The 21,253-nt window shown below is 68.4% G+C and carries 20 protein-coding genes; 9 read left to right on the plus strand and 11 right to left on the minus strand.

The features are described 5' to 3' along the window. Positions 1 to 3: 3 nt before the first annotated feature. A complete protein-coding gene (groL, locus tag BX604_RS03435; RefSeq protein WP_098549580.1) occupies positions 4 to 1,644 on the minus strand; it encodes a chaperonin GroEL in 1,641 nt (546 codons plus the stop codon). 46 nt (positions 1,645 to 1,690) lie between these two features. After that, positions 1,691 to 1,984 carry a co-chaperone GroES gene (gene groES / locus BX604_RS03440; protein WP_069746035.1) on the minus strand — a complete coding sequence of 98 codons (294 nt, stop codon included), beginning with the start codon at positions 1,982 to 1,984 and terminating at the stop codon, positions 1,691 to 1,693. 679 nt (positions 1,985 to 2,663) lie between these two features. Here groES and BX604_RS03445 point away from each other — a divergent pair. The 6 genes from BX604_RS03445 to BX604_RS03470 all read left to right on the plus strand — a co-directional run bounded on the left by BX604_RS03445 (position 2,664) and on the right by BX604_RS03470 (position 10,411). Beyond that, positions 2,664 to 4,130, plus strand: coding sequence for a carbohydrate porin (locus tag BX604_RS03445; RefSeq protein WP_098549581.1), 1,467 nt, complete (start codon positions 2,664 to 2,666; stop codon positions 4,128 to 4,130). A gap of 58 nt (positions 4,131 to 4,188) precedes the next feature. Continuing rightward, positions 4,189 to 5,322 carry a hypothetical protein gene (locus tag BX604_RS03450; RefSeq protein WP_098549582.1) on the plus strand — a complete coding sequence of 378 codons (1,134 nt, stop codon included), beginning with the start codon at positions 4,189 to 4,191 and terminating at the stop codon, positions 5,320 to 5,322. A gap of 11 nt (positions 5,323 to 5,333) precedes the next feature. Continuing rightward, the gene (gene efeB / locus BX604_RS03455; RefSeq protein WP_098549583.1) at positions 5,334 to 6,632 is read left to right on the plus strand and encodes an iron uptake transporter deferrochelatase/peroxidase subunit; all 1,299 of its coding nucleotides are present in this window, start codon (positions 5,334 to 5,336) and stop codon (positions 6,630 to 6,632) included. A gap of 62 nt (positions 6,633 to 6,694) precedes the next feature. Continuing rightward, positions 6,695 to 7,729 (plus strand): iron ABC transporter substrate-binding protein, encoded by a 1,035-nt coding sequence (locus tag BX604_RS03460; protein WP_098549584.1) that lies wholly within the window; start codon positions 6,695 to 6,697, stop codon positions 7,727 to 7,729. Between the two features lie 2 nt (positions 7,730 to 7,731). After that, positions 7,732 to 9,330 (plus strand): ABC transporter permease, encoded by a 1,599-nt coding sequence (locus BX604_RS03465; RefSeq protein WP_098549585.1) that lies wholly within the window; start codon positions 7,732 to 7,734, stop codon positions 9,328 to 9,330. A 31-nt stretch (positions 9,331 to 9,361) separates the two neighbouring features. After that, positions 9,362 to 10,411 carry an ABC transporter ATP-binding protein gene (locus BX604_RS03470; protein ID WP_098549586.1) on the plus strand — a complete coding sequence of 350 codons (1,050 nt, stop codon included), beginning with the start codon at positions 9,362 to 9,364 and terminating at the stop codon, positions 10,409 to 10,411. Positions 10,412 to 10,425: 14 nt separating this feature from the next. Here BX604_RS03470 and BX604_RS03475 read toward each other — a convergent pair whose 3' ends face one another. The 9 genes from BX604_RS03475 to BX604_RS03515 all read right to left on the minus strand — a co-directional run bounded on the left by BX604_RS03475 (position 10,426) and on the right by BX604_RS03515 (position 18,138). Beyond that, positions 10,426 to 10,941: an SRPBCC family protein gene (locus BX604_RS03475; protein WP_098549587.1), complete on the minus strand. Its 516-nt coding sequence runs from the start codon at positions 10,939 to 10,941 to the stop codon at positions 10,426 to 10,428. Positions 10,942 to 10,979: 38 nt separating this feature from the next. Continuing rightward, positions 10,980 to 11,612: a LolA family protein gene (locus BX604_RS03480; RefSeq protein ID WP_098549588.1), complete on the minus strand. Its 633-nt coding sequence runs from the start codon at positions 11,610 to 11,612 to the stop codon at positions 10,980 to 10,982. Then, positions 11,609 to 12,028: a quinol oxidase gene (locus BX604_RS03485; RefSeq protein WP_098549589.1), complete on the minus strand. Its 420-nt coding sequence runs from the start codon at positions 12,026 to 12,028 to the stop codon at positions 11,609 to 11,611. The genes BX604_RS03480 and BX604_RS03485 overlap by 4 nt, the downstream gene beginning before the upstream one ends. 28 nt (positions 12,029 to 12,056) lie before the next feature. Further along, positions 12,057 to 12,845 (minus strand): anti-sigma factor family protein, encoded by a 789-nt coding sequence (locus BX604_RS03490; RefSeq protein WP_098549590.1) that lies wholly within the window; start codon positions 12,843 to 12,845, stop codon positions 12,057 to 12,059. After that, on the minus strand, positions 12,845 to 13,360 hold the full coding sequence (locus BX604_RS03495) for a sigma-70 family RNA polymerase sigma factor (RefSeq protein WP_098549591.1): 516 nt from the start codon (positions 13,358 to 13,360) through the stop codon (positions 12,845 to 12,847). Before BX604_RS03495 ends, BX604_RS03490 begins: the two co-directional genes overlap by 1 nt. A 67-nt stretch (positions 13,361 to 13,427) precedes the next feature. Further along, positions 13,428 to 13,787 (minus strand): COG4315 family predicted lipoprotein, encoded by a 360-nt coding sequence (locus tag BX604_RS03500; protein WP_098549592.1) that lies wholly within the window; start codon positions 13,785 to 13,787, stop codon positions 13,428 to 13,430. A 291-nt stretch (positions 13,788 to 14,078) separates the two neighbouring features. Further along, positions 14,079 to 15,596, minus strand: coding sequence for a beta strand repeat-containing protein (locus tag BX604_RS03505; protein ID WP_098549593.1), 1,518 nt, complete (start codon positions 15,594 to 15,596; stop codon positions 14,079 to 14,081). A 450-nt stretch (positions 15,597 to 16,046) separates the two neighbouring features. Next, a complete protein-coding gene (locus BX604_RS03510; RefSeq protein ID WP_098549594.1) occupies positions 16,047 to 17,291 on the minus strand; it encodes an NAD(P)/FAD-dependent oxidoreductase in 1,245 nt (414 codons plus the stop codon). A 67-nt stretch (positions 17,292 to 17,358) separates the two neighbouring features. After that, on the minus strand, positions 17,359 to 18,138 hold the full coding sequence (locus BX604_RS03515) for an ABC transporter substrate-binding protein (RefSeq protein WP_098549595.1): 780 nt from the start codon (positions 18,136 to 18,138) through the stop codon (positions 17,359 to 17,361). 340 nt (positions 18,139 to 18,478) lie between these two features. Between BX604_RS03515 and BX604_RS03520 the strand changes: the two genes are divergently transcribed. The 3 genes from BX604_RS03520 (at position 18,479) to BX604_RS03530 (ending at position 21,120) form a co-directional block, all read left to right on the plus strand. Beyond that, complete coding sequence (locus tag BX604_RS03520) at positions 18,479 to 19,453, plus strand: ornithine cyclodeaminase family protein (protein ID WP_098549596.1); 975 nt, start codon at positions 18,479 to 18,481, stop codon at positions 19,451 to 19,453. After that, positions 19,450 to 20,244: a helix-turn-helix transcriptional regulator gene (locus BX604_RS03525; protein WP_098549597.1), complete on the plus strand. Its 795-nt coding sequence runs from the start codon at positions 19,450 to 19,452 to the stop codon at positions 20,242 to 20,244. The genes BX604_RS03520 and BX604_RS03525 overlap by 4 nt, the downstream gene beginning before the upstream one ends. A 141-nt stretch (positions 20,245 to 20,385) precedes the next feature. Next, a complete protein-coding gene (locus BX604_RS03530) occupies positions 20,386 to 21,120 on the plus strand; it encodes a DsbA family oxidoreductase (RefSeq protein WP_098549598.1) in 735 nt (244 codons plus the stop codon). The last annotated feature ends 133 nt before the right edge of the window (positions 21,121 to 21,253 follow it).

A 21,253-nucleotide genomic window follows, 5' to 3' on the forward strand; every position in this document is an offset into this window, starting at 1 on the left:
CGATTACATGTCCATGCCCATGCCACCCATGCCGCCCGGCATGCCGCCCGGCATCGGTGCATCTTCCTTCGGCAGTTCTGCGACAGCTGCGTCCGTCGTCAGCAGCAGGCCAGCAACCGAAGCTGCGTTCTGCAGTGCGGTGCGCGTGACCTTGGTCGGGTCGACGACGCCGGCTTCAACCATGTCGACGTACTCGCCCGTTGCTGCGTTGTAGCCGTAGTTGCCCTTGCCTGCAGCCACTGCCGCCACGACGACGCTGGCTTCTTCGCCACCGTTCGTGACGATCTGGCGCAGCGGCTCTTCCATTGCGCGCAGCACGATCTTGATGCCGGCGTTCTGGTCGGCGTTCAGGCCGGTCAGGCCTGCGATCGCGGTGCGAGCGCGGATCAGCGCGACGCCGCCACCTGCCACGATGCCTTCTTCCACAGCTGCGCGCGTTGCGTGCAGTGCGTCTTCGACACGTGCCTTCTTTTCCTTCATTTCGACTTCGGTCGCAGCACCGACCTTGATCACTGCCACGCCGCCGGCCAGCTTGGCCACGCGCTCTTGCAGCTTTTCACGGTCGTAGTCCGACGTCGCTTCTTCGATTTGCGTGCGAACTTGCTTGACGCGCGCTTCGATGTTCACGGCTTCGCCTGCGCCGTCGATGATCGTCGTGTTTTCCTTGCCCACTTCGATGCGCTTCGCCTGGCCCAGTTCTGCCAGCGTTGCCTTCTCGAGCGTCAGGCCGGTTTCTTCCGCGACGACTTGACCGCCGGTCAGGATCGCGATGTCTTCCAGCATGGCCTTGCGGCGATCGCCGAAGCCCGGCGCCTTGACCGCAACGGTCTTCAGGATGCCGCGGATGTTGTTGACGACCAGCGTTGCGAGTGCTTCGCCTTCGACGTCTTCAGCGATGATCAGCAGCGGACGGCCAGCCTTCGCGACTTGCTCGAGTACCGGCAGCAGATCACGGATGTTCGACACCTTCTTGTCGTGCAGCAGCACGAACGGGTTGTCGAGGACGGCGACTTGCTTGTCCGGGTTGTTGATGAAGTACGGCGACAGGTAGCCGCGGTCGAATTGCATACCTTCGACGACGTCGAGTTCGTCAGCCAGCGACTTGCCGTCTTCGACGGTGATCACGCCTTCCTTGCCGACCTTGTCCATCGCTTCAGCGATGCGATCGCCGATCGACGAGTCGCTGTTCGCCGAGATCGAGCCGACCTGTGCGATTTCCTTGTTCGTCGTGCACGGCTTGCTGATCTTCTTCAGCTCTTCGACAGCCGCTGCGACTGCCTTGTCGATGCCGCGCTTCAGGTCCATCGGGTTCATGCCCGATGCGACGTACTTCATGCCTTCGCGAACGATCGATTGCGCGAGGACGGTTGCCGTCGTCGTGCCGTCGCCTGCGTTGTCGCTGGTCTTGGAAGCCACTTCCTTGACCATTTGCGCGCCCATGTTCTGGAGCTTGTCCTTCAGCTCGATTTCCTTCGCGACCGACACACCATCCTTGGTGACCGTCGGGCCGCCGAAGCTGCGCTCGAGCACGACGTTACGGCCCTTCGGACCCAGCGTGACCTTGACTGCGTTGGCGAGAATGTTCACGCCTTCGACCATCTTCGAACGGGCGGAATCGCCGAATACGACGTCTTTAGCTGCCATCTTCTAACTCCTTGAATTCTTGGGAATATGTACCGTCAGTGGACGCTTACTTCGCGTTGACCACGGCCATGATGTCTTCTTCGCGCATGACCAGCAGTTCCTGGCCGTCGACCTTGACGGTCTGACCTGCGTACTTGCCGAACAGGACGCGATCGCCGACCTTCACGTCGAGCGCGATCAGTGCGCCCTTGTCGTCGCGCTTGCCCGGGCCGACCGCGAGGATCTCGCCTTGATCCGGCTTTTCAGCAGCTGCTTCGGGGATCACGATGCCCGAGGCGGTCTTGGTTTCCTGATCCAGGCGCTTGACGATCACGCGATCGTGCAAAGGACGAAGGTTCATATTCACTCCTCTCTTGACTGAGATTGAAGAACGCTTAGGGAATCTGCCCGGCGAATCGCCCGGCAGAGAATTGTTAGCACTCTCGTGCAGCGAGTGCTAATTATATGGACGGGTTTTGACAAATTCAAGAAGGGATGCCGGACGAATTTTCGGAACGGCAAAGCAGGCGGGAAAACGTACGAATACAACGAAAACCCCTTTTGAAACAAAAGCATGGGGAGCCCGCACCGGCAGGATCGGGGCATTCGGCTCACCCTAAAAATCGTTCAGCCCCGTTTGGACACCGGGTAAGCACGGAGTTCCTGCACCCGGCGGCATCGCATCAAAAAACCTGCACGGACGTCGATTCCATCCACCGCGACGCCCCGCCCGCGCACGCCGCCCGCCCGTTGCGCCCCTCTTCGGCGATACATCGGCCCGCATCGAACCATTCAATTGCATTACGCCGATATTTACGGTTTAGCACGGGACTAAACACGCGCGAAGCCCCATCCGTAAGCCCTCCCATTACATTCAGTAATTTGGATGCGAATCATTCTCGTTTACATTGACATTCCCATTTGACGCTCCTACGATGCGCCGCGTTGCGTTCATTTTCGTGCTCCGACCGACGGGCACCAAGCGTCCGGACAACGCCCGACCAGCAGAACTTCACACTAATTAGAACCAGGGATTTGATATGACGTTTGCGTCGTTCCATGGAGACCGCCTCCGCGCCCGGATGCGCCCCGCCGCCTGCGCGGCTCTCGTCGCCGGCGCGACGTTCGCCAGCATGGGCGCCTATGCGGACACGCCGGTCGATGCGCAGCCCGAGGCGCCCGAGGCCGACCTCTCGATCCAGGCGCAGCCGACCAACATGTGGACCGGCATCTGGACCCGCCAGAACCTGCTCGGCGACATGGGCGGCATCCGCCCGTGGCTCGGCAAGTACGGCGCGACGCTGCAGATCACCGAAACCAGCGAATACCTCGCGAACCTGCGCGGCGGCCTGAACCGCGGCGGCGCCTACGACGGCCTGACGACGGCCACCTTGACGGTCGACACGCAGAAGGCGATCGGCCTGCCCGGCGGCACCTTCAACGTCAGCGCGCTGCAGATCCACGGCACCAACCTGAGTGCGCGCAACCTCGGCACGCTCAACACCGCGAGCGGCATCGAGGCGCAGGACACGACCCGCCTCTGGGAGCTGTGGTACCAGCAGTCGTTCCTCGACAAGCGCGTCGACGTGAAGATCGGCCAGCAGAGCCTCGACCAGGAATTCATGGTCAGCACATACGCGAACACGTTCGTCAACACGATGTTCGGCTGGCCCGCGCTGCCGTCGTACGACTTGCCGAACGGCGGCCCCGCGTATCCGCTCGCGGGCCTGGGCGTGCGCGTGCGCGGCCAGATCACGCCGAAGCTCACCGCGCTCGCGGGCGTGTTCGACGGCGATCCGCTCGGCAACAACCCGAGCAACCTGAGCGGCACGAACTTCAACCTGCACAACGGCACGCTCTACATCGGCGAGCTGCAGTACGCGCTGAACCAGCCGGCCGACGGCGAGATGGACACCGGCCACTCGAACGGGCTGCCGGGCACCTACAAGATCGGCGTCTGGTATCACAACGGCCGCTTCGCCGATCAGAACGTCGGCACCGACGGGCTGTCGCTCGCGAGCACCGGATCGAACGGCATCGCGCAGCAGCATCACGGCGACTACAGCTTCTACGCGGTGGCCGACCAGATGATCTGGCGCCCGGACCCGACCGGCGCGAGGAGCCTCGGCGTGTTCGCACGCGTGATGGGCGCGCCGGGCGATCGCAACCTCGTGAGCTTCTCGGCCAACGCGGGCATCGTGCTGAAAGGGCCGTTCGAAGGCCGCGACAACGACAGCGTCGGCCTCGGCGTCACGTACATCCAGGTCGGCAGCCACGTGACCGATCTCGACCAGACCGCGCAGATGGCCGCGGCCGGCCCGTACGGCGTGCGCACCCGCGAAACGACCGTCGAGGCGACCTACCAGTACCAGGTGAACCCGTGGTGGGTGATCCAGGCCGATGCGCAGTACACGTTCAATGCCGGCGCCGGCCAGAACCCGAACGATGCGACCCAGCCGCTGCGCAACACGTTCGTGCTCGGCGCGCGGACGACCATCACGTTCTGAGCGCCGCCCACGTTTTTTCGCGCGCCGCCCGGGCGGCGCGCTCCCAGGAGAGACCCAGATGAATCAATCCGCCCTGCTTCGCCGCTTCGCGACGGGCGCACTGGCCGCCGCCGCGCTGACGGCCGCCACCGGCGCGCTCGCCGAGCCGCAAGGCTTCCTCGAAACATTGCATCGCCACGCGCTGCTCGTGAACACGGTGCCCGACAACGGCGACCAGAACCCGTATGCGATCGCGGTCGCGCCGGTGTCGGCCGGCACGGTCCAAGCGGGCGACGTGCTCGTCGACAACTTCAACAACTCGGCGAACCTGCAGGGTACCGGCAGCACGATCGTCGACTACCGTCCGTCGACCAAGCAGATGAGCGTGTTCGCGACGATCCCGCGCGACCTGAAGGCATGCCCGGGCGGCGTCGGCCTGTCGACCGCGATGACGATGCTGAAGTCCGGCTGGGTGATCGTCGGCAGCACGCCGAGCAACGACGGCACGACCAACACCAAGGGCGCCGGCTGCCTGATCGTGCTCGACCCGCAAGGCAAGGTCGCATCGACGTGGTCGAGCCCGAACATCAACGACCCGTGGGGCAACATGGCCGTGGTCGACCGCGGCGACAGCGCGACGCTGTTCGTCAGCATGGCCGGCTTCGGCGTCGGCGGCGCGGACGGCAACCCGCCCGTCTACAAGCAAGCGACCGTGCTGCGTCTTGACGTCGACGTGCCGGCCGGCAAGCCGCCCGCGATCAAGCAGGAAACGGTGATCGCGAGCGGCCTCGGCGCGCAGGCCGACAAGGGCGTGTTCCTGGTCGGCCCGACCGGCCTCGCGCTGTCGGGCGACCAGAAGAAGCTGTACGTGTCGGACGCGATCGGCAACCGGATCGTCGAGATCGACGATCCGCTCACGCGCGACACGAGTGCGGGCGTCGGCCGCCAGATCACGGCCGACGGCTTCCTGCGCCGCCCGCTCGCGCTCGCGACCGCGCCGAACGGCCACCTGCTCGCGACCAATGCGTTGAACGGCCAGGTCGTCGAGATCGACCCGGCCGCCGGCAAGCAGCTGTATGCGCGCTGGATCGACACCGACAAGGCGCAATCGCCGCCGGGCAACGGCGACCTGTTCGGGATCGCGATGACGCCCGAAGGCGACGGCTTCTATTACGTGCAGGACGACGTCAACACGCTGATGCTCGCGAAGTAACGGAACGAATCATGGCAGACGATCTGAACCCGCCGTCGCGCCCCACGCGCCGCGGCTTCCTGAAGGCCGGCGGCGCGGCGGTGGCCGCGGGCCTCGCCGCCGGCGCGATGCCGGCCGCGCGCGCGGCCGAAACGGCCACGCCGTCCCCGCACGCGCACGACGACGACATCGAGCCGTTCTACGGCAAGCACCAGAGCGGCATCGCGACGCCGCAGCAGCGCAATGCGTATTTCGCGGCGCTCGACCTCACGACGACCCAGCGCGCGGACGTGATCGCGCTGCTGAAGGCGTGGACCGACGCGGCCGCGCGCCTCGCGCGCGGCGAAACCGCGCTGCCGCTGCTGGCAAACGGCGTAGACGAGGCGCCGCCGGCCGACTCGGGCGACGCGCTCGGCATCGGCCCGTCGCGGCTGACCATCACGTTCGGCTTCGGGCCCGGCATGTTCACGCTCGCGGGCAAGGACCGCTACGGGCTCGAGAAGCAGCGCCCCGCCGCGCTGGTCGACCTGCCGCGCTTCAACGGCGACCAGCTGATCCCGGAAAAGACCGGCGGCGACCTGTTCATCCAGGCGTGCGCGAACGACGCGCAGGTCGCGTTCCACGCAGTGCGCCAGCTCGTGCGGCTCGGCGGCAAGACCGTGCAGATGCGCTGGGGCCAGGCCGGCTTCACGTCCGGCAAGCCGGGCGAGACGCCGCGCAACCTGATGGGCTTCAAGGACGGCACGATGAACCCGTCGAGCAAGGATCCGGGCTCGATGGACGAATTCGTGTGGGCCGGCGCCGAAGGCCCGGCATGGATGAACGGCGGCACCTACACGGTCGTGCGCCGCATCCGCATCACGCTCGAGCACTGGGACAACACCGAGCTCGGCTTCCAGGAGCAGGTGTTCGGCCGCAAGAAGTACAGCGGCGCGCCGCTCGGCGGCAAGGAAGAGTTCGAAGCGCTCGATCTCGACGCGGTCGACAAGGACGGCAACTCGGTGATCCCCGACAACGCGCATGCGCGTCTCGCGTCGCCGCAGATGAACAGCGGCGCGCAGATCCTGCGCCGCGCGTATTCGTACAACGACAGCACGAACTTCTACATCGAGCGCTGGCCGCCGTGGCGTCAGCAGACCGAGTACGACGCGGGGCTGATGTTCGTCGCGCACCAGCGCGACCCGCGCAAGGGCTTCATTCCGATCAACGAGAAGCTCGCAAAAATGGACATCATGAACCAGTTCACCACGCACGTCGGCAGCGCGATCTTCGCGTGCCCGCCGGGCGCGCAACCGGGTTCCTATATCGGCGCCGCACTGTTCGAAGCCTGACGGCGCGACGACGTACGACGCATTTCCTGCCGGCCCGTCCGGATGCAACCTACGACCACGACATGAACACTTCACCCGTTAGCCGCCCGCTGCGGCACCTGATCTCCGCGGCCGCGGCCGCGCTCATGCTGACCGGCGCGCTGCACGCGATGCCCGCGCACGCGGCCACGCTCACGCTGTACAACGCGCAGCACGAGCAGGTCGTCAACCAGCTCGTCAAGGACTTCGAAGCAGAGAGCGGCATCACCGTGCAGGTGCGCTCGGGCGAAGGCCCGGCACTCGCCGCGCAGCTCGTCGCGGAAGGCGACCGCACGCCGGCCGACGTGTACTTCACCGAGAACTCGCCGGAACTCGTGCTGCTCGATCACAAGGGCCTGCTCGCGAAGACCGACGCCGCCGCGCTGCAGGCAGTGCCCGCGCGCTTCAATCCGGCCGACGGCAACTGGGTCGGCGTGCTCGCGCGCGAAAACGTGCTCGTCTACAACACCGCGAAGATCCAGCCGCAGCAACTGCCCGCGTCGCTGCTCGACCTCGCGAAGCCCGAATGGAAGGGCAAGGTCGGCATCGCGCCGAGCGACGCCGACTTCCTGCCGGTCGTGAGCGCCGTGCTCGCGCTGCACGGTGAGGCCGCGACGCTGCAATGGCTGAAGGGCCTGAAGACCAACGCGCAGATCTTCGACGACGACGAAGGCGTGACGGCGGCCGTCAATCGCGGCGGCGTCCTGACCGGCGTGATCAACAACTACTACTGGGCACGTCTGCACGCGGAGCTCGGCGACAAGTCGACCAAGAGCACGATCCATCACTTCGCCAACGGCGACGTCGGGGCGGCCGTCAACGTGTCGGGCGCCGCGGTGCTGAAGGCATCGAAGCACCAGGCGGACGCGCAGAAGTTCGTCGCGTACCTGGTGAGCGCACGCGCGCAGAAACTGATGGCCGACGGTCATATCAGCTTCGAGTATCCGCTGCGCCCCGGCGTCGCGCCCGATCCGATCCTGAAGCCGTTCAATGAACTGCACCCGCCGGCACTGACGTTCGATCAGCTCGGCGACGACAGCCAGGCCGGCAAGCTGCTGCGCCAGGCCGGTCTCCTCTGACCATGAGCGACGCCGTGTCCAGCACGGCCCGCGCAACGCCCGACGGCGAACGCACCGCGACGCGGCGACGCCCGTCGCGTGCGCTCGTCGCGGCCGCCGCGTGCGGGCCGCTCGCCATCCTGCTGCCGCTCGGCTTCACGCTGTACCGCGCGGCGACCTTCGGCTTCGACGATGCGATCGACCTGCTGTGGCGGCCGCTCGTCGGCGAACTGCTCGTCAACACGCTGTCGATCACGCTGGCCGCGACGCTCGCGTGCGCGTTGCTCGGCACGGCGCTCGCGTGGTTCATCGAACGCACCGACCTGCCCGCGCGGCCCCTATGGACCGCGCTCGCCGCCGCGCCGCTCGCGGTGCCGCCGTTCATCACCAGCTACGCGTGGGTATCGCTGAGCCTCGACCTGCAGGATTTCACCGGCGCGCTGCTCGTGCTGACATCCGCGTACTTTCCGCTCGTCTACCTGCCGGTGGCGGCCGCGTTGCGCGAGCTCGATCCCGCGCTCGAGGAAAGCGCGCGCACCCTCGGCTGCTCGCCGTGGCATACCTTCTTTCGCGTCGTGCTGCCGCAGCTGCGCCCCGCGCTGTGCGGCGGCATGCTGCTGGTCGCGCTCGGCGTGCTGTCCGAGTTCGGCGCATTCCAGTTGCTGCGCTTTCGAACCTTCACGACCGAGATCTACGCGGAATACCGCACCGCGTTCGACGGCGGCGGCGCATCGCTGCTCGGCTGCGTGCTGATCGCGCTGTGCCTGCTGTGTCTCGCGATCGAGGCGCGGGCGCGCGGCCATGCACGCTACGGTCACACGCATCGCGCCGCCCGCCGCGTCGCGATGCGCTACCCGCTCGGCTGGCTGCGCGGCCCCGTCGTCGCGGTGTTCGCCGCCGTTGCAGCCGCCACGCTCGGCGTGCCGCTCGCGATGATCGGCTACTGGCTCACGCAACAGGGGGCGGCAGCCGTCACGCCGGCCGACGTGTCGCCCGAGCTGCTGTGGCAGACCACGCTCGCCTCGGCCGGCTACGGTCTCACGGCCGCGGCCGTCACGACGCTGCTCGCGCTGCCGCTCGCGTTCCTGCTGGTGCGCCACCCGGGCCGCGTCGCGACGCTGCTCGAACGCACGGCGATGACCGTGCAGGGCGTGCCGGGCATCGTCGTCGCGCTCGCGATCGTGTCGATCACGGTGCGGCTGTTGCAACCGCTGTACCAGAGCGCACCGGCGCTCGTCGCCGCCTACGCGATCCTGTTCCTGCCGCTCGCGATCGTGAGCGTGCGCGCGGCGCTGTCGCACGTCCAGGTGCGGCTCGAGGAAACCGCGCGCTCGCTCGGTCTCGGCTGGCGCGCGACGCTCACGCGCGTGGTGTTGCCGCTCGCGGCGCCGGGCCTCGGCGCCGCCGCGACGATGGTGTTCATCTCGGTCGTGACGGAGCTGAACGCGACGCTGCTGCTGTCGCCGATCGGCACCCGCACGCTCGCGACGCAGGTGTGGAGCGATACCGCGACGCTCGCGTTCGCGGCCGCGGCGCCGTATGCGGCGCTGCTGGTTGCGCTGTCGCTGGGCGCGTCGGGCCTGTTGTTCCTGCTGCTCGGCCGCGCGTCGGTGCGCCACTGAGCGCGCCGCCCTCTTTTCCCCGGAACCGCTCATGAGCGAATTACGCATCCACGGCCTGTCCAAATCGTTCGGATCGCATACCGTCCTGCACGACATCGACCTCACGGTACGGCGCGGCTCGCGGCTCGCGCTGCTCGGCCCGTCCGGCAGCGGCAAGACCACGCTGCTGCGCGTGCTGTGCGGCTTCGAGCACGCCGAGCGCGGCACCGTCGAGATCGACGGCCGGCGCGTGGCCGCGCCCGATCTTCATCTGCCGCCCGAGCAGCGCCGGATCGGCTACGTGCCGCAGGAAGGCGCGCTGTTCCCGCATCTGTCGGTGGCCGACAACATCGCGTTCGGACTGCCGCGCGCGGCACGTCGACGCCATCATCGCGTCGACGAACTGCTCGAGATGGTCGGGCTGCCCGCATCGTATGCGAGCCGCGTGCCGCAACAGTTGTCCGGCGGACAGCAGCAGCGCGTCGCGCTGGCGCGCGCACTCGCGCCCGAACCGTCGCTCGTGATCCTCGACGAGCCGTTCTCCGCACTCGATACGTCGCTGCGGCACGAAACGCGCACCGCGGTCGCCGATGCCCTCGCCGCCGCGGGCGCGACGTCGGTGCTCGTCACGCACGATCAGCCCGAAGCGATGACGCTCGGCGATGAAGTCGCGGTGATGTGGCAGGGGCGGCTCGTGCAGACCGCCGCGCCGCAGACGCTGTACCGGCAGCCCGTCACGCGCGACGTCGCGTCGTTCGTCGGGCAGGCCGTGCTGCTCGCGGGCCGCGTGCGCGACGGGCGCATCGTGTGCGTGCTCGGCGAGCTGCCGCTCGTCGCACCGCTGCCCGACGGGCCGGCCGATGCGATGCTGCGACCAGAGCAGATCGGCATCGTGCCCGCCGCGCAGGCCGGCACGGCGGGCGGTCATGCGGCGCGGGTCGAAGCCACGCAGTTCGCCGGGCAGGACGCCGACGTGCTGGTGCGGCTCGACGCCGATGCCGACACGCTCGTGCGTGTACGCGTGCCGGGACACCGGTGTCCGGCTATCGGCGCGCGCGTCGCGCTCGTCGTCGACGGTGCGGTGATGGCGTACGTGCGCTGACCGGCGCGCCGGGCTCACACGTCGGCGCAATCCGCGCCCGCGGCCGGCCGGAAGGTGCGGCCGTCCGCTTCGACTTCGGCGCCGAGCCGGCGCGCGAGGCCTTTCGCGCCTTCGCGCATCACCACGTCGTGATTCCATCTGAACAGCGGGCGGGCAACCGGCTCCAGCCAGTTCATCCAGCGCTCGCGAGTGCGGATGTGCCAGTCGTAGCGCACGACGGTGCGCGTGCCGTCGGCGCCGAACGACCAGCACCCGTCGCCTTCGATCGCGCCGCTCGCGCGGCCTTCGAGCACGCGCGGCGGCTCGATGCGCAGCACGCGCATGTCGAAGGTCAGCCGGTACGGCAACGCCCCCTTCCACGTATAGCGCTGCAGCGCGCCGACGCCGCGTGCGTCGCCATGCTCGATCTCGACGGTCCGCACGGCGCTCTTCCACCAGTCGGGCCAGCGGTCGACCTGGTAGATCGCTTCCCAGACGACCGCGAGCGGCGCATCCACGCGCCACGTCGTCGAAAACCGGTATTCCGCCATGCAGCCTCCGGCGTGTCGGGCACGCGCATGCAGCGCGATCAGGGCGCGAAAAAGCGTGCGGGAAACGCGACGTCGACCTCGACGTCGTCGAGCGTCACGGTTTCGAGCGGCTCGTCGTCGCCGTCCGCGAAACTGACGACCTTCAATGGGAAGCCGTCCTCGGTGTCGAGCCACAGCTCGTAGCGATGCACGCCGTGGATCGCATGCGCGGGCGCGCCTGTCACCGACACGCGCAACGCGGTGCGGCCGCCGACGGTTTCCTCGCTCCCGGTCACCGTCGCCCCGCCCTGCTGCAGCGCATGGACGTTGCGCAGCAGCGCGCCGACGTCCGAGTGGTCGACACGGTGGCCGCTGCGATCGCGCACGAGCGGATTGGACGGCGACAGCGTCAGCGCAGGCAGCGCGTGTTCGCCGAACGGACGCAGCCGGACCTTGCCCTCGCCGGGATCGTAGGCGAGCACCGCGCCGTGATGGGGCGACACGAAATCCATCCGGACGAAACCGGGTTTCAGGTAGGCGTAGTGAATCTCGGTGCGCTCGCCGCTTCTCCCCGACGCACGAATCGTCGCGCGGTACGACTGGACGTGGTCGAAATGCGCCTGCGCGACGGTCACGGGATCGGCTGTCATGCTCGCTCCTATCAGGCTCGCGGCCAGCAATGCGGCGATCATGGCGCCGCCTCGACGTCGAGCACGCCTTCCATCCCGCGCTCGCGATGGCTGCGCAAGAACAGCAGCCGATGCGTGCAATAGTAGGCGAAGCGGCCGGGCGCCGTCGGCGTGAAGCGGAAGGTGCGCGGCGTCGTGGTCAGTTTGGTGTGCATCGCGATGCCGGCCTGCGGCGCATCGATTTCGAAACTGTGCGGCACGAGACCCGGTTCGGCCGATACGGTCAGTTCGACCGGCACGTGCGCGCGGACGATCACGTGGTTCGGACGAAAGAAATAGCTGCCGCCGACGATGCTCACCCGCTGCACGCCATCGGCGTCGACCGGCACGCGAACCGGGGCGTCGCCGTCCGCCCGCACGAGCCCGGCGCCTGCCGCAAGTACCGCAACCGCCACCATCATCGCCGCCTTCACGTTCATTCCTTGCTCCCTGCCGATACCGCGCGCGTCATCCCTTCCATGCGTCCGTCGGCCCGCCGAGCGCGCCGCACGCGTCGATCGCAAGCTCACGCAGCCGCCGTTCGTCGCCTCGGCCGGACAGCGCATAACCCATGCCGCGATCCGACCAGAAATATGTGTAGCGGCCGTCCGCCGACATCGCCTGCGGCGCGAGGCGCCGCGCATCGTAGGCCGTCATGTACAGCGTCACGCGCGCGCCGTCCTCACGCTGATACATCAGTTGCGCTGCCGGCCCCGCGTCGCCCGGCAACAGCCGACCGCCCAGCAGGGCGTAGCCGTATTCGTCGAGCGAAGGCGCGTGCACGGGCCGGCCGAGACGTGCGGACAGCCATCCGGTCAGGCGCGCCGGATCGCGGGCGTCGATTTCGACCGGATGGTCGCGATCGGCCGCATAGACGGCATAGGCGACGTCCGCGCGCGCGGCAAACGCCGGTTCTACGCCGAACGCCGTCCATCCCGCATGCAGCGCGATGCCGATCACCAGCCCGGCCGCCAGCCCCGCGAACGCATACGCGACCCCGCGCCGGCGCGACGCGCGCCGCTGCACGAACAGCGCCGGTACGGCGGCCGGCAACGGGAACAGCGCGCGCAACGCGTCGCGCTGTGCGCCGTAATGCACGAATCGGTCAACTTCCCGCGGGTCGGCCTGCAGCCGCTCGAGCACCTCGCGGCGCTCCTCCCCGGACAATTCGCCGTCGAGCAGCGCGGACAGCAGTTGGGCCGATGCATCGGCGCTGTCGTCCCGATCGTTCGAAGGTTTGCGCGGATCGTCGTCCATCATGTCTTCCCGATCACCCTTAATACAGCCGCGCCGTGGGTAGGCAACTCGCCGGACAGCAGCGTACGCATCTGTTCGCGCGCCCGCGACAGCCGCGACATCACCGTTCCCACCGGCACGCCCAGCACCTGTGCGGCGTCGCGGTAGCTCAACTCCTCGAGCGCGACCAGCAGCAGCACCTCGCGCTGCTCGACCGGCAGCCGGTACAGCGCGCGCTGCACGTCGCGCAACATCAGGCCGTCGACCTCGTCGGCTGGTGCAGCCATCGTCTGCCAGGGCGCGGTCGCATCGTCGACCGCAATCTCGCGACGGGCGCGCAACTGGTCGATGAAGCGGTGGCGCAGCAGCGTCAGCAGCCACGCGCGCAGGTTGCCGCCATCGCGCGGCGGCCGGTTCAACGCGCGCTCGACCGTGTCCTGCACGAGGTCGTCCGCCCAGGCCCGGTCGCCCGTCAGCGCGCGCGCATACCGCGTGAGATGCGGCAGCCACACCAGCAGATCCGATTCGTAGCTCATCCGGATGCCTCGCACATCGCCGCGCCGTCGCTCCGTCAGTCGCTCCGTCAGTCGCTCCGTCAGTCGCTCAGGGACGCGCGACGTGCCACATGCCGCCGATCCCGTCGCCGCCCGCGTCGCCGGCCTTGCGGTCCATCTTCCAGCGATACAGCGGGCGGCCGTGATACGCCCATTGCTTCTTGCCGTCGTCGCGCGCGATGAGGCTCAGTGCGCCCGACGCCTTGTCGTAGCCGTCGGCGAGCGCCGGCGGCCAGTTGACCGCGCACGTGCCGGTACACGCGCTCTTGCCCGGCGCATCGTGGTCGAACACGTACAGCGTCATGTGATCTTCGTCGACCAGTTTCCCGTCGCCGGCCTGCGGCGGTTCCGCGGCGGCGGGCCGCGCGATCGCGGCCGTCAGCGCGACGGCGAACAGCATCGTCTTCATTCCCGTTCTCCTTGGCATGGCATTACGACGCGGCGCTGACGCACGGGACGGCCGACTTCGTCATGACCATTATCTCGCCGCTCGATCGCGCCGCGACTCGGTATGTAAACGGACGGGTCCGGCCGGTTATTCCATATCCCCCACAATGACTGGCGGCAAGCACGCACCGGTCATTCATCGGACGAAAAAATCGGGGATCCAACGAAAACGCGGCATGACATTGCTGTCATGCCGCGTGGCGCGACCCGGCTCGCGCGGCGGGCGATGCATCGCCGCCGCGCGTTCGGGCAGTTACTTCGGCAGTGCGCCCGTCACCGACTGAAGCAGCGTCGACACCGGTGCGAGCAGGTTGCTCGCCGAGCCGCTGCCCGAGTGCGACGCTCCCGACAGGCCCGGCACGGAACCGAGCGCCGTGCCCAGCGTCGTGCCGACCGTGTTGACGACCGCCGCCGTTGCGTTGGTGCCCGTCGACAGCAACGTGCCGGCCGCCTGCCCGAGCGTCGCCGGGCCGTTCGCGAGCGCCCCCGTCACCGAACCGAGCGCACCGGTCAGCGCGCCGGCCGGGTTGCCGCCACCCGCGCCCGACAGCGTACCGACGACCTGATTCACGACGCCTTGCACCGGCGCCAGCGCGTTCGAGCCGCCGAGATTGCCGAGCGCGCCCGTCACCGAGCTGACCGCGTTGCTCAACGCGCCCGCTGGATTGCCGCCGCCGAGCGTGCCGACCACCTGATTCACGACACCCTGCACCGGCGCGAGCGGGTTCGTGCCGCCGAGGTTGCCGAGCGTGCCCCTCACCGAGCCGAGCGCACCGGTGAGCGCGCCCGCCGCGTTGCCGCTCGTCGGCAGCGCGTTCTGCAGGCCGCTGACGAGGTTCGTGATCGGCGTGATCGGGCTGCCGCTGCCGGCGCCAGCACCGGACAGCGTGCCGACGACCTGATTCACGACACCCTGTACCGGCGCGAGCGGATCCGCTCCGCCAAGGTTGCCGAGCGTGCCGGTCAGCGAGTTCACCGCGCCCGTCAGTGCGCCTGCCGGGTTGTCGCTGCCCAGCGTTCCGGCGAGTTGCGTGACGGCGCCTTGCACCGGCGCGAGCGGATTCGATGTGCCGCCGGCGTTGCCGAGCGTCCCAGCGATCGTATTGACCGCGTTGCCCAGCGTACCGGCCGGGTTGCCGATGCCCAGCGTGCCCGTGACCTGGTCGACGACGCTCTGGATCGGCGCAATCGGGGTCGCGCTGCCGGCCGCGCCCAACGCGCCGGTGACGGTGCCCAGGACGCCGGTCAGTGCGTTTGCCGGGTTGCTGCCGACGAGGTTGCCCAATGCGCCGGTCAGCCCGCTTACCGGGTTGCCGCCGCCGAGCGGGCCCGTGACCTGATTCACCACACCTTGGAGCGGTGCGAGCGGATTCGCCGCGCCGCCGGCGTTACCCAGTGCGCCCGTTGCCGTGCCGAGTGCGTTGCTCAACGCACCCGCGCCGGTATTCAACGCGCCGCTCAATGCACCAGCCGGATTGCCGCCGCCGAGCGCACCCGTCAGCGCACTTGCCGCACCCGACAGCGCCTGACCGGGATTGCCGAGCGACGTCGGGGCCGAGCCCGATGCGCCCGTCACCACGGCAACCGAGCCGAGCGGCGACGTGGCCGTCGCGACCAGCCCGACGGAAACGTGGTTCGTCGGCGGATTGACGATCACTTGCGGCATCGGCAGCGCGCCGAGCGACTCGGCCATGGCCGCCCCCGGCGCGAGCCCCCCGAACGCCGTCGCGACCGACAACGCCATCCCCGTCAATTTGAGTTTTTGCCGCATCGTTACCCCGTCTCGGTTGGCACTTCGTTGATCAGGCATGGGGACCGATTGCACGAAGCGTGCCACTGCGACGAAGCAGATTCATTCATTGGCTCATTGCAAGCCGAGCACGGTTTTTTCAGGAATTTCCGGGCGAGCGGGCGCGCCGGGCCGCTCGAATCGTCCGATGAAAAAGATGTGCGGAACACCGATGTAACGTAACGTTTGCGAGGCTGCGGTAACGTGTTCCGGTACATGCCGGATTGCCCGGACGGACTTCCCGTTCCGCTTTTCATCGCAATGAAACTGCACGGATGAATCGCGATTTCCGGATTTTTCTATTTCGCGATGTCTTTCCGCCCGGTTACGCGGCGCGTCGTCGCGCGCGCGGCCATCCCGGCGACGCGCGATCCGGACGGCTCAACGAACCACCGCGGCAGCCGCACATGCGGCCGCCACGGTCCGGCACGCTCAACCGAAGCGCGCGGGGCGATACGGATGCGGATCAATGTAGGTCGGCGCGCCCGTCACCATTTCCGCGAGCAACCGTCCGGTTGCGGGGCCGAGCGTGAGCCCGTGGTGGCAATGGCCGAACGCGAACCACAGATGACGATGGCGCGGCGCAGGCCCGATCACCGGCCGCATGTCGGGCGTGCACGGCCGCATCCCGAGCCACGGTGCCGGGTCGAGACGCTCGCCGATGCCGAACGCGTCGCGCGCGAGCGGCTCCGCGCGCGCAAGCTGCACGCCGGTCGGCGGCGCGCCGCGCAGCGCGATCTCGACGCCGGTCGTGAGCCGCAGGCGGCCGCCTTCCATCGGCGCGACGACGAAGCCCTCCTCGGTATCGCATACCGGCACGTTCAGCGGCGTGCGCGTCGGCCGGTAGTGCATGTGATAGCCGCGCTTCGCGCGCAGCGGAATCCGGTAGCCGAGCGGCGCGAACACGTGATCGGACCACGGCCCGAGCGCGACCACGACCGACTTCGCCGACACCGGACCGTGCGCGGTATCGACCTGCCAGCCGTCGCGCACCTGCGCAAGCGTCGTCGCGTCGCCGGACAGGAACGTGCCGCCGTCGCGCTCGAACAGCCGCGCGTAGGCCTTCGTCAGCCCGCCCGGGCTCGACACGGTCTTCGGATCCTGCCAGTGGAAGGCGCCGCAGAAGGCGTCGCCGATGCCGGGTTCGCGATCGCGCAGCGCACGTGCGTCAAGCACACTCATGCGCAGCCCGTGCGCGTCGGCCACGCGCTGCTGCGCGCGGGTTTCCGCGTCGAACAGCGCAGGCGAACGGAATGCCTCGATCCATCCGCCGTCGTGCACGAGCGGCTGCGCGTCGGTGCGCGCGAGCAACGCGTCGTGCTCGACGACGCTCGCCGCCACCAGCGGCAGCATGTCGCGCGCGGCGGCCGCGAGCCGCTGCGGCGACGATTCGCGCCAGAAGCGCGCCAGCCAGCCCGCATACGCGGGCAATGCTTTGTAGTCCCAATAGAGATCGACCGAGCGGTTGCGCGCGTAGCGCAGCAGCGTGCCGAGCCGGCGCGGGAACGCATACGGCACGACCGACGAGCGCTCGATCAGCCCGGCATTGCCGTGGCTCGTTTCCTCGCCGGGCGCGCGCCGGTCGACGAGCGCGACACGCAGCCCGCGATCCTGCAGATGCAGCGCCGACGACACGCCGACGATGCCGGCCCCCAGAACGATGACGTCGAAATCCATGCTTTTCCGTACTGCGTCGAGATTCGGTGCGACGCGCACCGGCCCCGCGGCCGGCGCGCGGGGAGGCTTACTTCGCGACGATGTCGCGCTTGAAGTATTTCTGCGACAGCGCGCTGAGCGTGCCGTCCTTCTTCAGCGCATCGAGCGCGCCGACGATCTTCGCCTGCAGCGCCTTGTCGCCCTTGCGCATCCCGAAGCCGGTGCCTTCGCCGAGCGTCGCGGGATCCTTCAGCGGATCGCCGACGATCTGGAAATCGCGCCCGGCCGGCTTGTCGAGGAAACCGTCCTGCGCGGTCTGCGCTTCCTGCACGGCCGCGTCAAGACGGCCGGCGGCGAGATCCGCATAGATCTGGTCCTGATCCTGATACGACACGACGGCAACGCCCGCGTTGGCCCAGTGCGCCTTCAGGAAATCCTCCTGCGACGACCCCTGCAGCACGCCGACGTGCTTGCCGCGCAGGCTCGCCGCATCCGGCCGCAGCGGCGAGCCGCGGCGCGCGATCATCACGATCGGCACGACATAGATCGCCGGCGTGAAGTCGATGCTCTGCTTGCGCTTCGCGGTGATGTTCATCGCCGAATTGATCGCGTCGAACTTGCGCGCCTGCAACGCCGGGATCAGCCCGTCGAACGCGTTCTCGACCCACACGCACTTCATGTTCAGCTTCGCGCACACCGCATTGCCGATGTCGACGTCGAAACCCTGCAGCTGGCCGGCCGGCGTCTTGCTCTCGAACGGCGGATAGGCGGCTTCGATCCCGAAGCGCAGCGTGGTCTGTTCCGCGTGGGCCGTGACGGCCGCGCACGCGAGCGCCGCGACGGCGCAAAGGGAAAGCTTCCAGTTCATGACGGAGGTCCTTCGGTTCTGAATTGAGGCGATGCAGACCGGTCGCATGGCGCCGTGCGGCGGCACGCTGGTCTGCACGCCAAATATAGACTCTAAGTCTACTATAGACTATAGGGGATACGATAATCCGGGCCGCGGTGCTGTCTGCCAACATTCTGCAGATTGCGCAAAATGCCGTTGATTTATCGACGTTTTTCCGAAAACCGTCAGTACCACCCCGCTCCGGAAAGAAAAATTCACCCGACTTCTTTTGTCTATATTAGACTTTTAATCCACTACGAACACCGCTGGACGCCATCTTTCGAGACTGTGTCGTCCAGCTCCCGACCGGAGAAGCTCCATGACGCAACCCGCCCCGACCCTGCCGCTGACCGTCGATGAAGCCGCGGTGCGCGCAGCGCTGCCGTCGCTCGACGTGCTCGGCACGCTGCGCCGCATGTTCGCGTCGCTCGCGTCGGCCCGCGCGGTGCAGCCGCCGCAAACCCTCACGCTGTTCCCGGAACAGGCCGGCGACTTCATCACGTACCTCGGCGCGCTCGCCGACGAACAGGTGTTCGGCGCGAAGCTGTCGCCGTACGTCGTGGCCGGCGGCAAGCCCGACGGGAAACCGATCGTAACCGCATGGACCGCGCTGATGTCGATGCGCACCGGCCAGCCGCTGATGTGGTGCGACGCCGGGCTGCTGACGGTCGAGCGCACGGCCGGCACGACCGCGCTCGCGGTCGACTGCCTCGCGCCGCGCGATGCGCGCCGGCTCGCCGTGATCGGCACGGGCGCGGTCGGCCTCGCGCATCTGCGCCACACCGCGGGCTTGCGCGACTGGACTTCGATCAGCGTCCATTCGCCGGCGCTCGCCGACGACGCCGTGCTGCAGGCGGCGCTCGCACGGATCGATCCGCGCGCGCGGCCGGCCGCGAGCGTCGAGGCGTGCGTGCGCGACGCGGACGTCGTCATGCTCTGCACGTCGTCGGGTACGCCGGTGCTCGCCGACGGCATGCTCACGCGTCCCGCGCTCGTCACGTCGATCAGCACGAACGTCGCGCGCGCACACGAAATCCCGCCCGCCTGGCTGCCCGACATGGACGTGTACTGCGACTACCGGCAGACGACGCCCGCGAGCGCGGGCGAGATGCAGATCGCGGCGGCCGAGCACGGCTGGTCGCCCGAGCGGATCGTCGGCGACCTGCCGGCGCTCGTCGCAGGCAGCTGCGCGGCGCCGTCGCGCACGCGTCATGCGTTCTTCCGCTCGATCGGCCTCGGACTCGAGGACATCGCGATCGCGCACGCGCTGTACACGCATCTGACGCACGCATGAGCATCACGCGCACGCGGGGCCGATACAATGGCGCAACCGCCGCGGCGGCAGCGCGTGCGCGCACGGACATGCCGGCCAACGGCACGCCGGCGCGCCGCGCCGACGCACCGCCCGGCCCACGCTCACCCGAGATGGCGATTCCGATGCGCAAGAAGCACTCCCCCGTCAAAGACCTGCTGCTCACCCGCTACGCACCGATCGCCGACGGCATCGCGGCGCTGTTCTTCCCGTACGCGGAAGTCGTGATCCACGACCTGCACGACCAGACCGTGCTGTATCTGGCGAACAACCTGTCGAAGCGCGAGGTCGGCGACGACTCCGCGCTCGAGGAAATCGATCATTCGGCGCGCGAGCGCGTGATCGGCCCGTACGAGAAGCTGAACTGGGACGGCCGGCGCATGCGCTGCGTGAGCAACGTGCTGTTCGACGACGAAGGCCACCCGGCCGGGATGATGTGCATCAACTTCAACATCGCGGTGTTCGACGACGTCCGCACGACGCTCGACGTGTTCATCAAGGGCGCGGGCGTCGTCGCGCAACCTGACGAGCTGTTCCGCGACGACTGGCAGGAGCGCATCAACACGTTCCTGCACGGCTGGCTGCGCGAGCGGCAGGTCGGCCTGAACGGGCTCACGCGCGAGCACCGGCGCGAACTCGTCGAGGCACTGCATGCAGAAGGCGCATTCCGCGGCAAGAGCGCCGCGAACTATGTCGCGAACGTGCTCGGGATGGGGCGCGCAACCGTCTACAAGCACCTGAAGCATCTGAAGGAAACGCAGGACGACGCGTAAGCCGGCGCGCGCCGGATGCCGCCTGCCCGCGCGGGCCGTGCCGTGCGATGCGGCCGGGCAGTCCCGCCCGGCCGCCCAAAAGCATCGAAGCTGGAAAGTGATATAGTCTCGGTTACACTTTTTCTGCTGCCAGGAGTCCCGATGCCGACCACCGCTGCCCCGATCGCCCGCCCGACCCTGACCGTCGAAATCTGGTCCGACCTGATCTGTCCGTGGTGCTGGATCGGCAAGCGCCGCTTCGACGAGGCGCTCGCCGCGTTCGCGCACGCCGAGCAGGTCGAGGTCGTGCTGCGCGCGTACCGGCTGATGCCGGGCCATCCCGTCGAACCGGTCGAGGCGATGCTCGCGGGCAAGTACCGGATGTCGTCCGCGCAGGTCGACCAGATGCTGCGCCAGGTGACCGACGCGGCCGCGAGCGTCGGGCTGGACTACGACCTGCCCGACACGCTCGCCGGCGACACGTTCGACGCTCACCGGCTCGTGAAGCTCGCGGAAACGACGGGCCGCGCGCATGCGCTGACCGAGCGGCTGTACCGTGCGTATTTCTGCGAACACGGGTCGCTGTTCGACCACGCGGCACTGCTCGATTTCGCGGTCGAAACGGGGCTGGAGCACTCGGCGGCCGAAGCGGTACTGGGTAGCGACGCATACCACGACGAAGTCGAGGCCGACATCGCGCGCGCCGAGCAGATCGGCGGGCGCGGCGTGCCGCTGTTCGTGTTCGGCGGCCGCTACGCGGTATCGGGCGCGCAACCGGCCGACGTATTCGCGCAGGCGCTCGACCAGGCATGGCGCGACGGCGGCATCGTCGAGCTGAGCGGCGACGACGCGGCCGCCTGCGGCCCGGACGGCTGCGAACTGCCGCCGCGCGAATAACGCCCGGCGCCCGGCGCCCGCAGCGCGCCGCGCCGTCGTGCGCAGCGCCCGTCACTACGCGTCGCTGCTGCCACAAACCGGCAGGAAGCGCGCGCGAATGGCGTCTACAATTCAGCCTTTCAAATACCTATCG

The organism is Burkholderia sp. JKS000303 (assembly GCF_002563755.1).
Lineage (GTDB): Bacteria > Pseudomonadota > Gammaproteobacteria > Burkholderiales > Burkholderiaceae > Burkholderia > Burkholderia anthina_B.

Excerpts from the sequence above, each read along its gene's own strand:
- BX604_RS03520 (WP_098549596.1), top strand. The coding sequence starts at position 18,479 with ATGACGCAACCCGCCCCGACCCTGCCGCTGACCGTCGATGAAGCCGCG.
- BX604_RS03525 (WP_098549597.1), top strand. The coding sequence starts at position 19,450 with ATGAGCATCACGCGCACGCGGGGCCGATACAATGGCGCAACCGCCGCG.
- efeB (WP_098549583.1), top strand. The coding sequence starts at position 5,334 with ATGGCAGACGATCTGAACCCGCCGTCGCGCCCCACGCGCCGCGGCTTC.
- BX604_RS03480 (WP_098549588.1), bottom strand. The coding sequence starts at position 11,612 with ATGATCGCCGCATTGCTGGCCGCGAGCCTGATAGGAGCGAGCATGACA.
- BX604_RS03510 (WP_098549594.1), bottom strand. The coding sequence starts at position 17,291 with ATGGATTTCGACGTCATCGTTCTGGGGGCCGGCATCGTCGGCGTGTCG.
- BX604_RS03475 (WP_098549587.1), bottom strand. The coding sequence starts at position 10,941 with ATGGCGGAATACCGGTTTTCGACGACGTGGCGCGTGGATGCGCCGCTC.
- BX604_RS03465 (WP_098549585.1), top strand. The coding sequence starts at position 7,732 with ATGAGCGACGCCGTGTCCAGCACGGCCCGCGCAACGCCCGACGGCGAA.
- BX604_RS03450 (WP_098549582.1), top strand. The coding sequence starts at position 4,189 with ATGAATCAATCCGCCCTGCTTCGCCGCTTCGCGACGGGCGCACTGGCC.
- BX604_RS03460 (WP_098549584.1), top strand. The coding sequence starts at position 6,695 with ATGAACACTTCACCCGTTAGCCGCCCGCTGCGGCACCTGATCTCCGCG.
- groL (WP_098549580.1), bottom strand. The coding sequence starts at position 1,644 with ATGGCAGCTAAAGACGTCGTATTCGGCGATTCCGCCCGTTCGAAGATG.
- BX604_RS03500 (WP_098549592.1), bottom strand. The coding sequence starts at position 13,787 with ATGAAGACGATGCTGTTCGCCGTCGCGCTGACGGCCGCGATCGCGCGG.
- BX604_RS03485 (WP_098549589.1), bottom strand. The coding sequence starts at position 12,028 with ATGAACGTGAAGGCGGCGATGATGGTGGCGGTTGCGGTACTTGCGGCA.
- BX604_RS03445 (WP_098549581.1), top strand. The coding sequence starts at position 2,664 with ATGACGTTTGCGTCGTTCCATGGAGACCGCCTCCGCGCCCGGATGCGC.
- BX604_RS03530 (WP_098549598.1), top strand. The coding sequence starts at position 20,386 with ATGCCGACCACCGCTGCCCCGATCGCCCGCCCGACCCTGACCGTCGAA.
- BX604_RS03490 (WP_098549590.1), bottom strand. The coding sequence starts at position 12,845 with ATGGACGACGATCCGCGCAAACCTTCGAACGATCGGGACGACAGCGCC.
- BX604_RS03515 (WP_098549595.1), bottom strand. The coding sequence starts at position 18,138 with ATGAACTGGAAGCTTTCCCTTTGCGCCGTCGCGGCGCTCGCGTGCGCG.
- groES (WP_069746035.1), bottom strand. The coding sequence starts at position 1,984 with ATGAACCTTCGTCCTTTGCACGATCGCGTGATCGTCAAGCGCCTGGAT.
- BX604_RS03505 (WP_098549593.1), bottom strand. The coding sequence starts at position 15,596 with ATGCGGCAAAAACTCAAATTGACGGGGATGGCGTTGTCGGTCGCGACG.
- BX604_RS03470 (WP_098549586.1), top strand. The coding sequence starts at position 9,362 with ATGAGCGAATTACGCATCCACGGCCTGTCCAAATCGTTCGGATCGCAT.
- BX604_RS03495 (WP_098549591.1), bottom strand. The coding sequence starts at position 13,360 with ATGAGCTACGAATCGGATCTGCTGGTGTGGCTGCCGCATCTCACGCGG.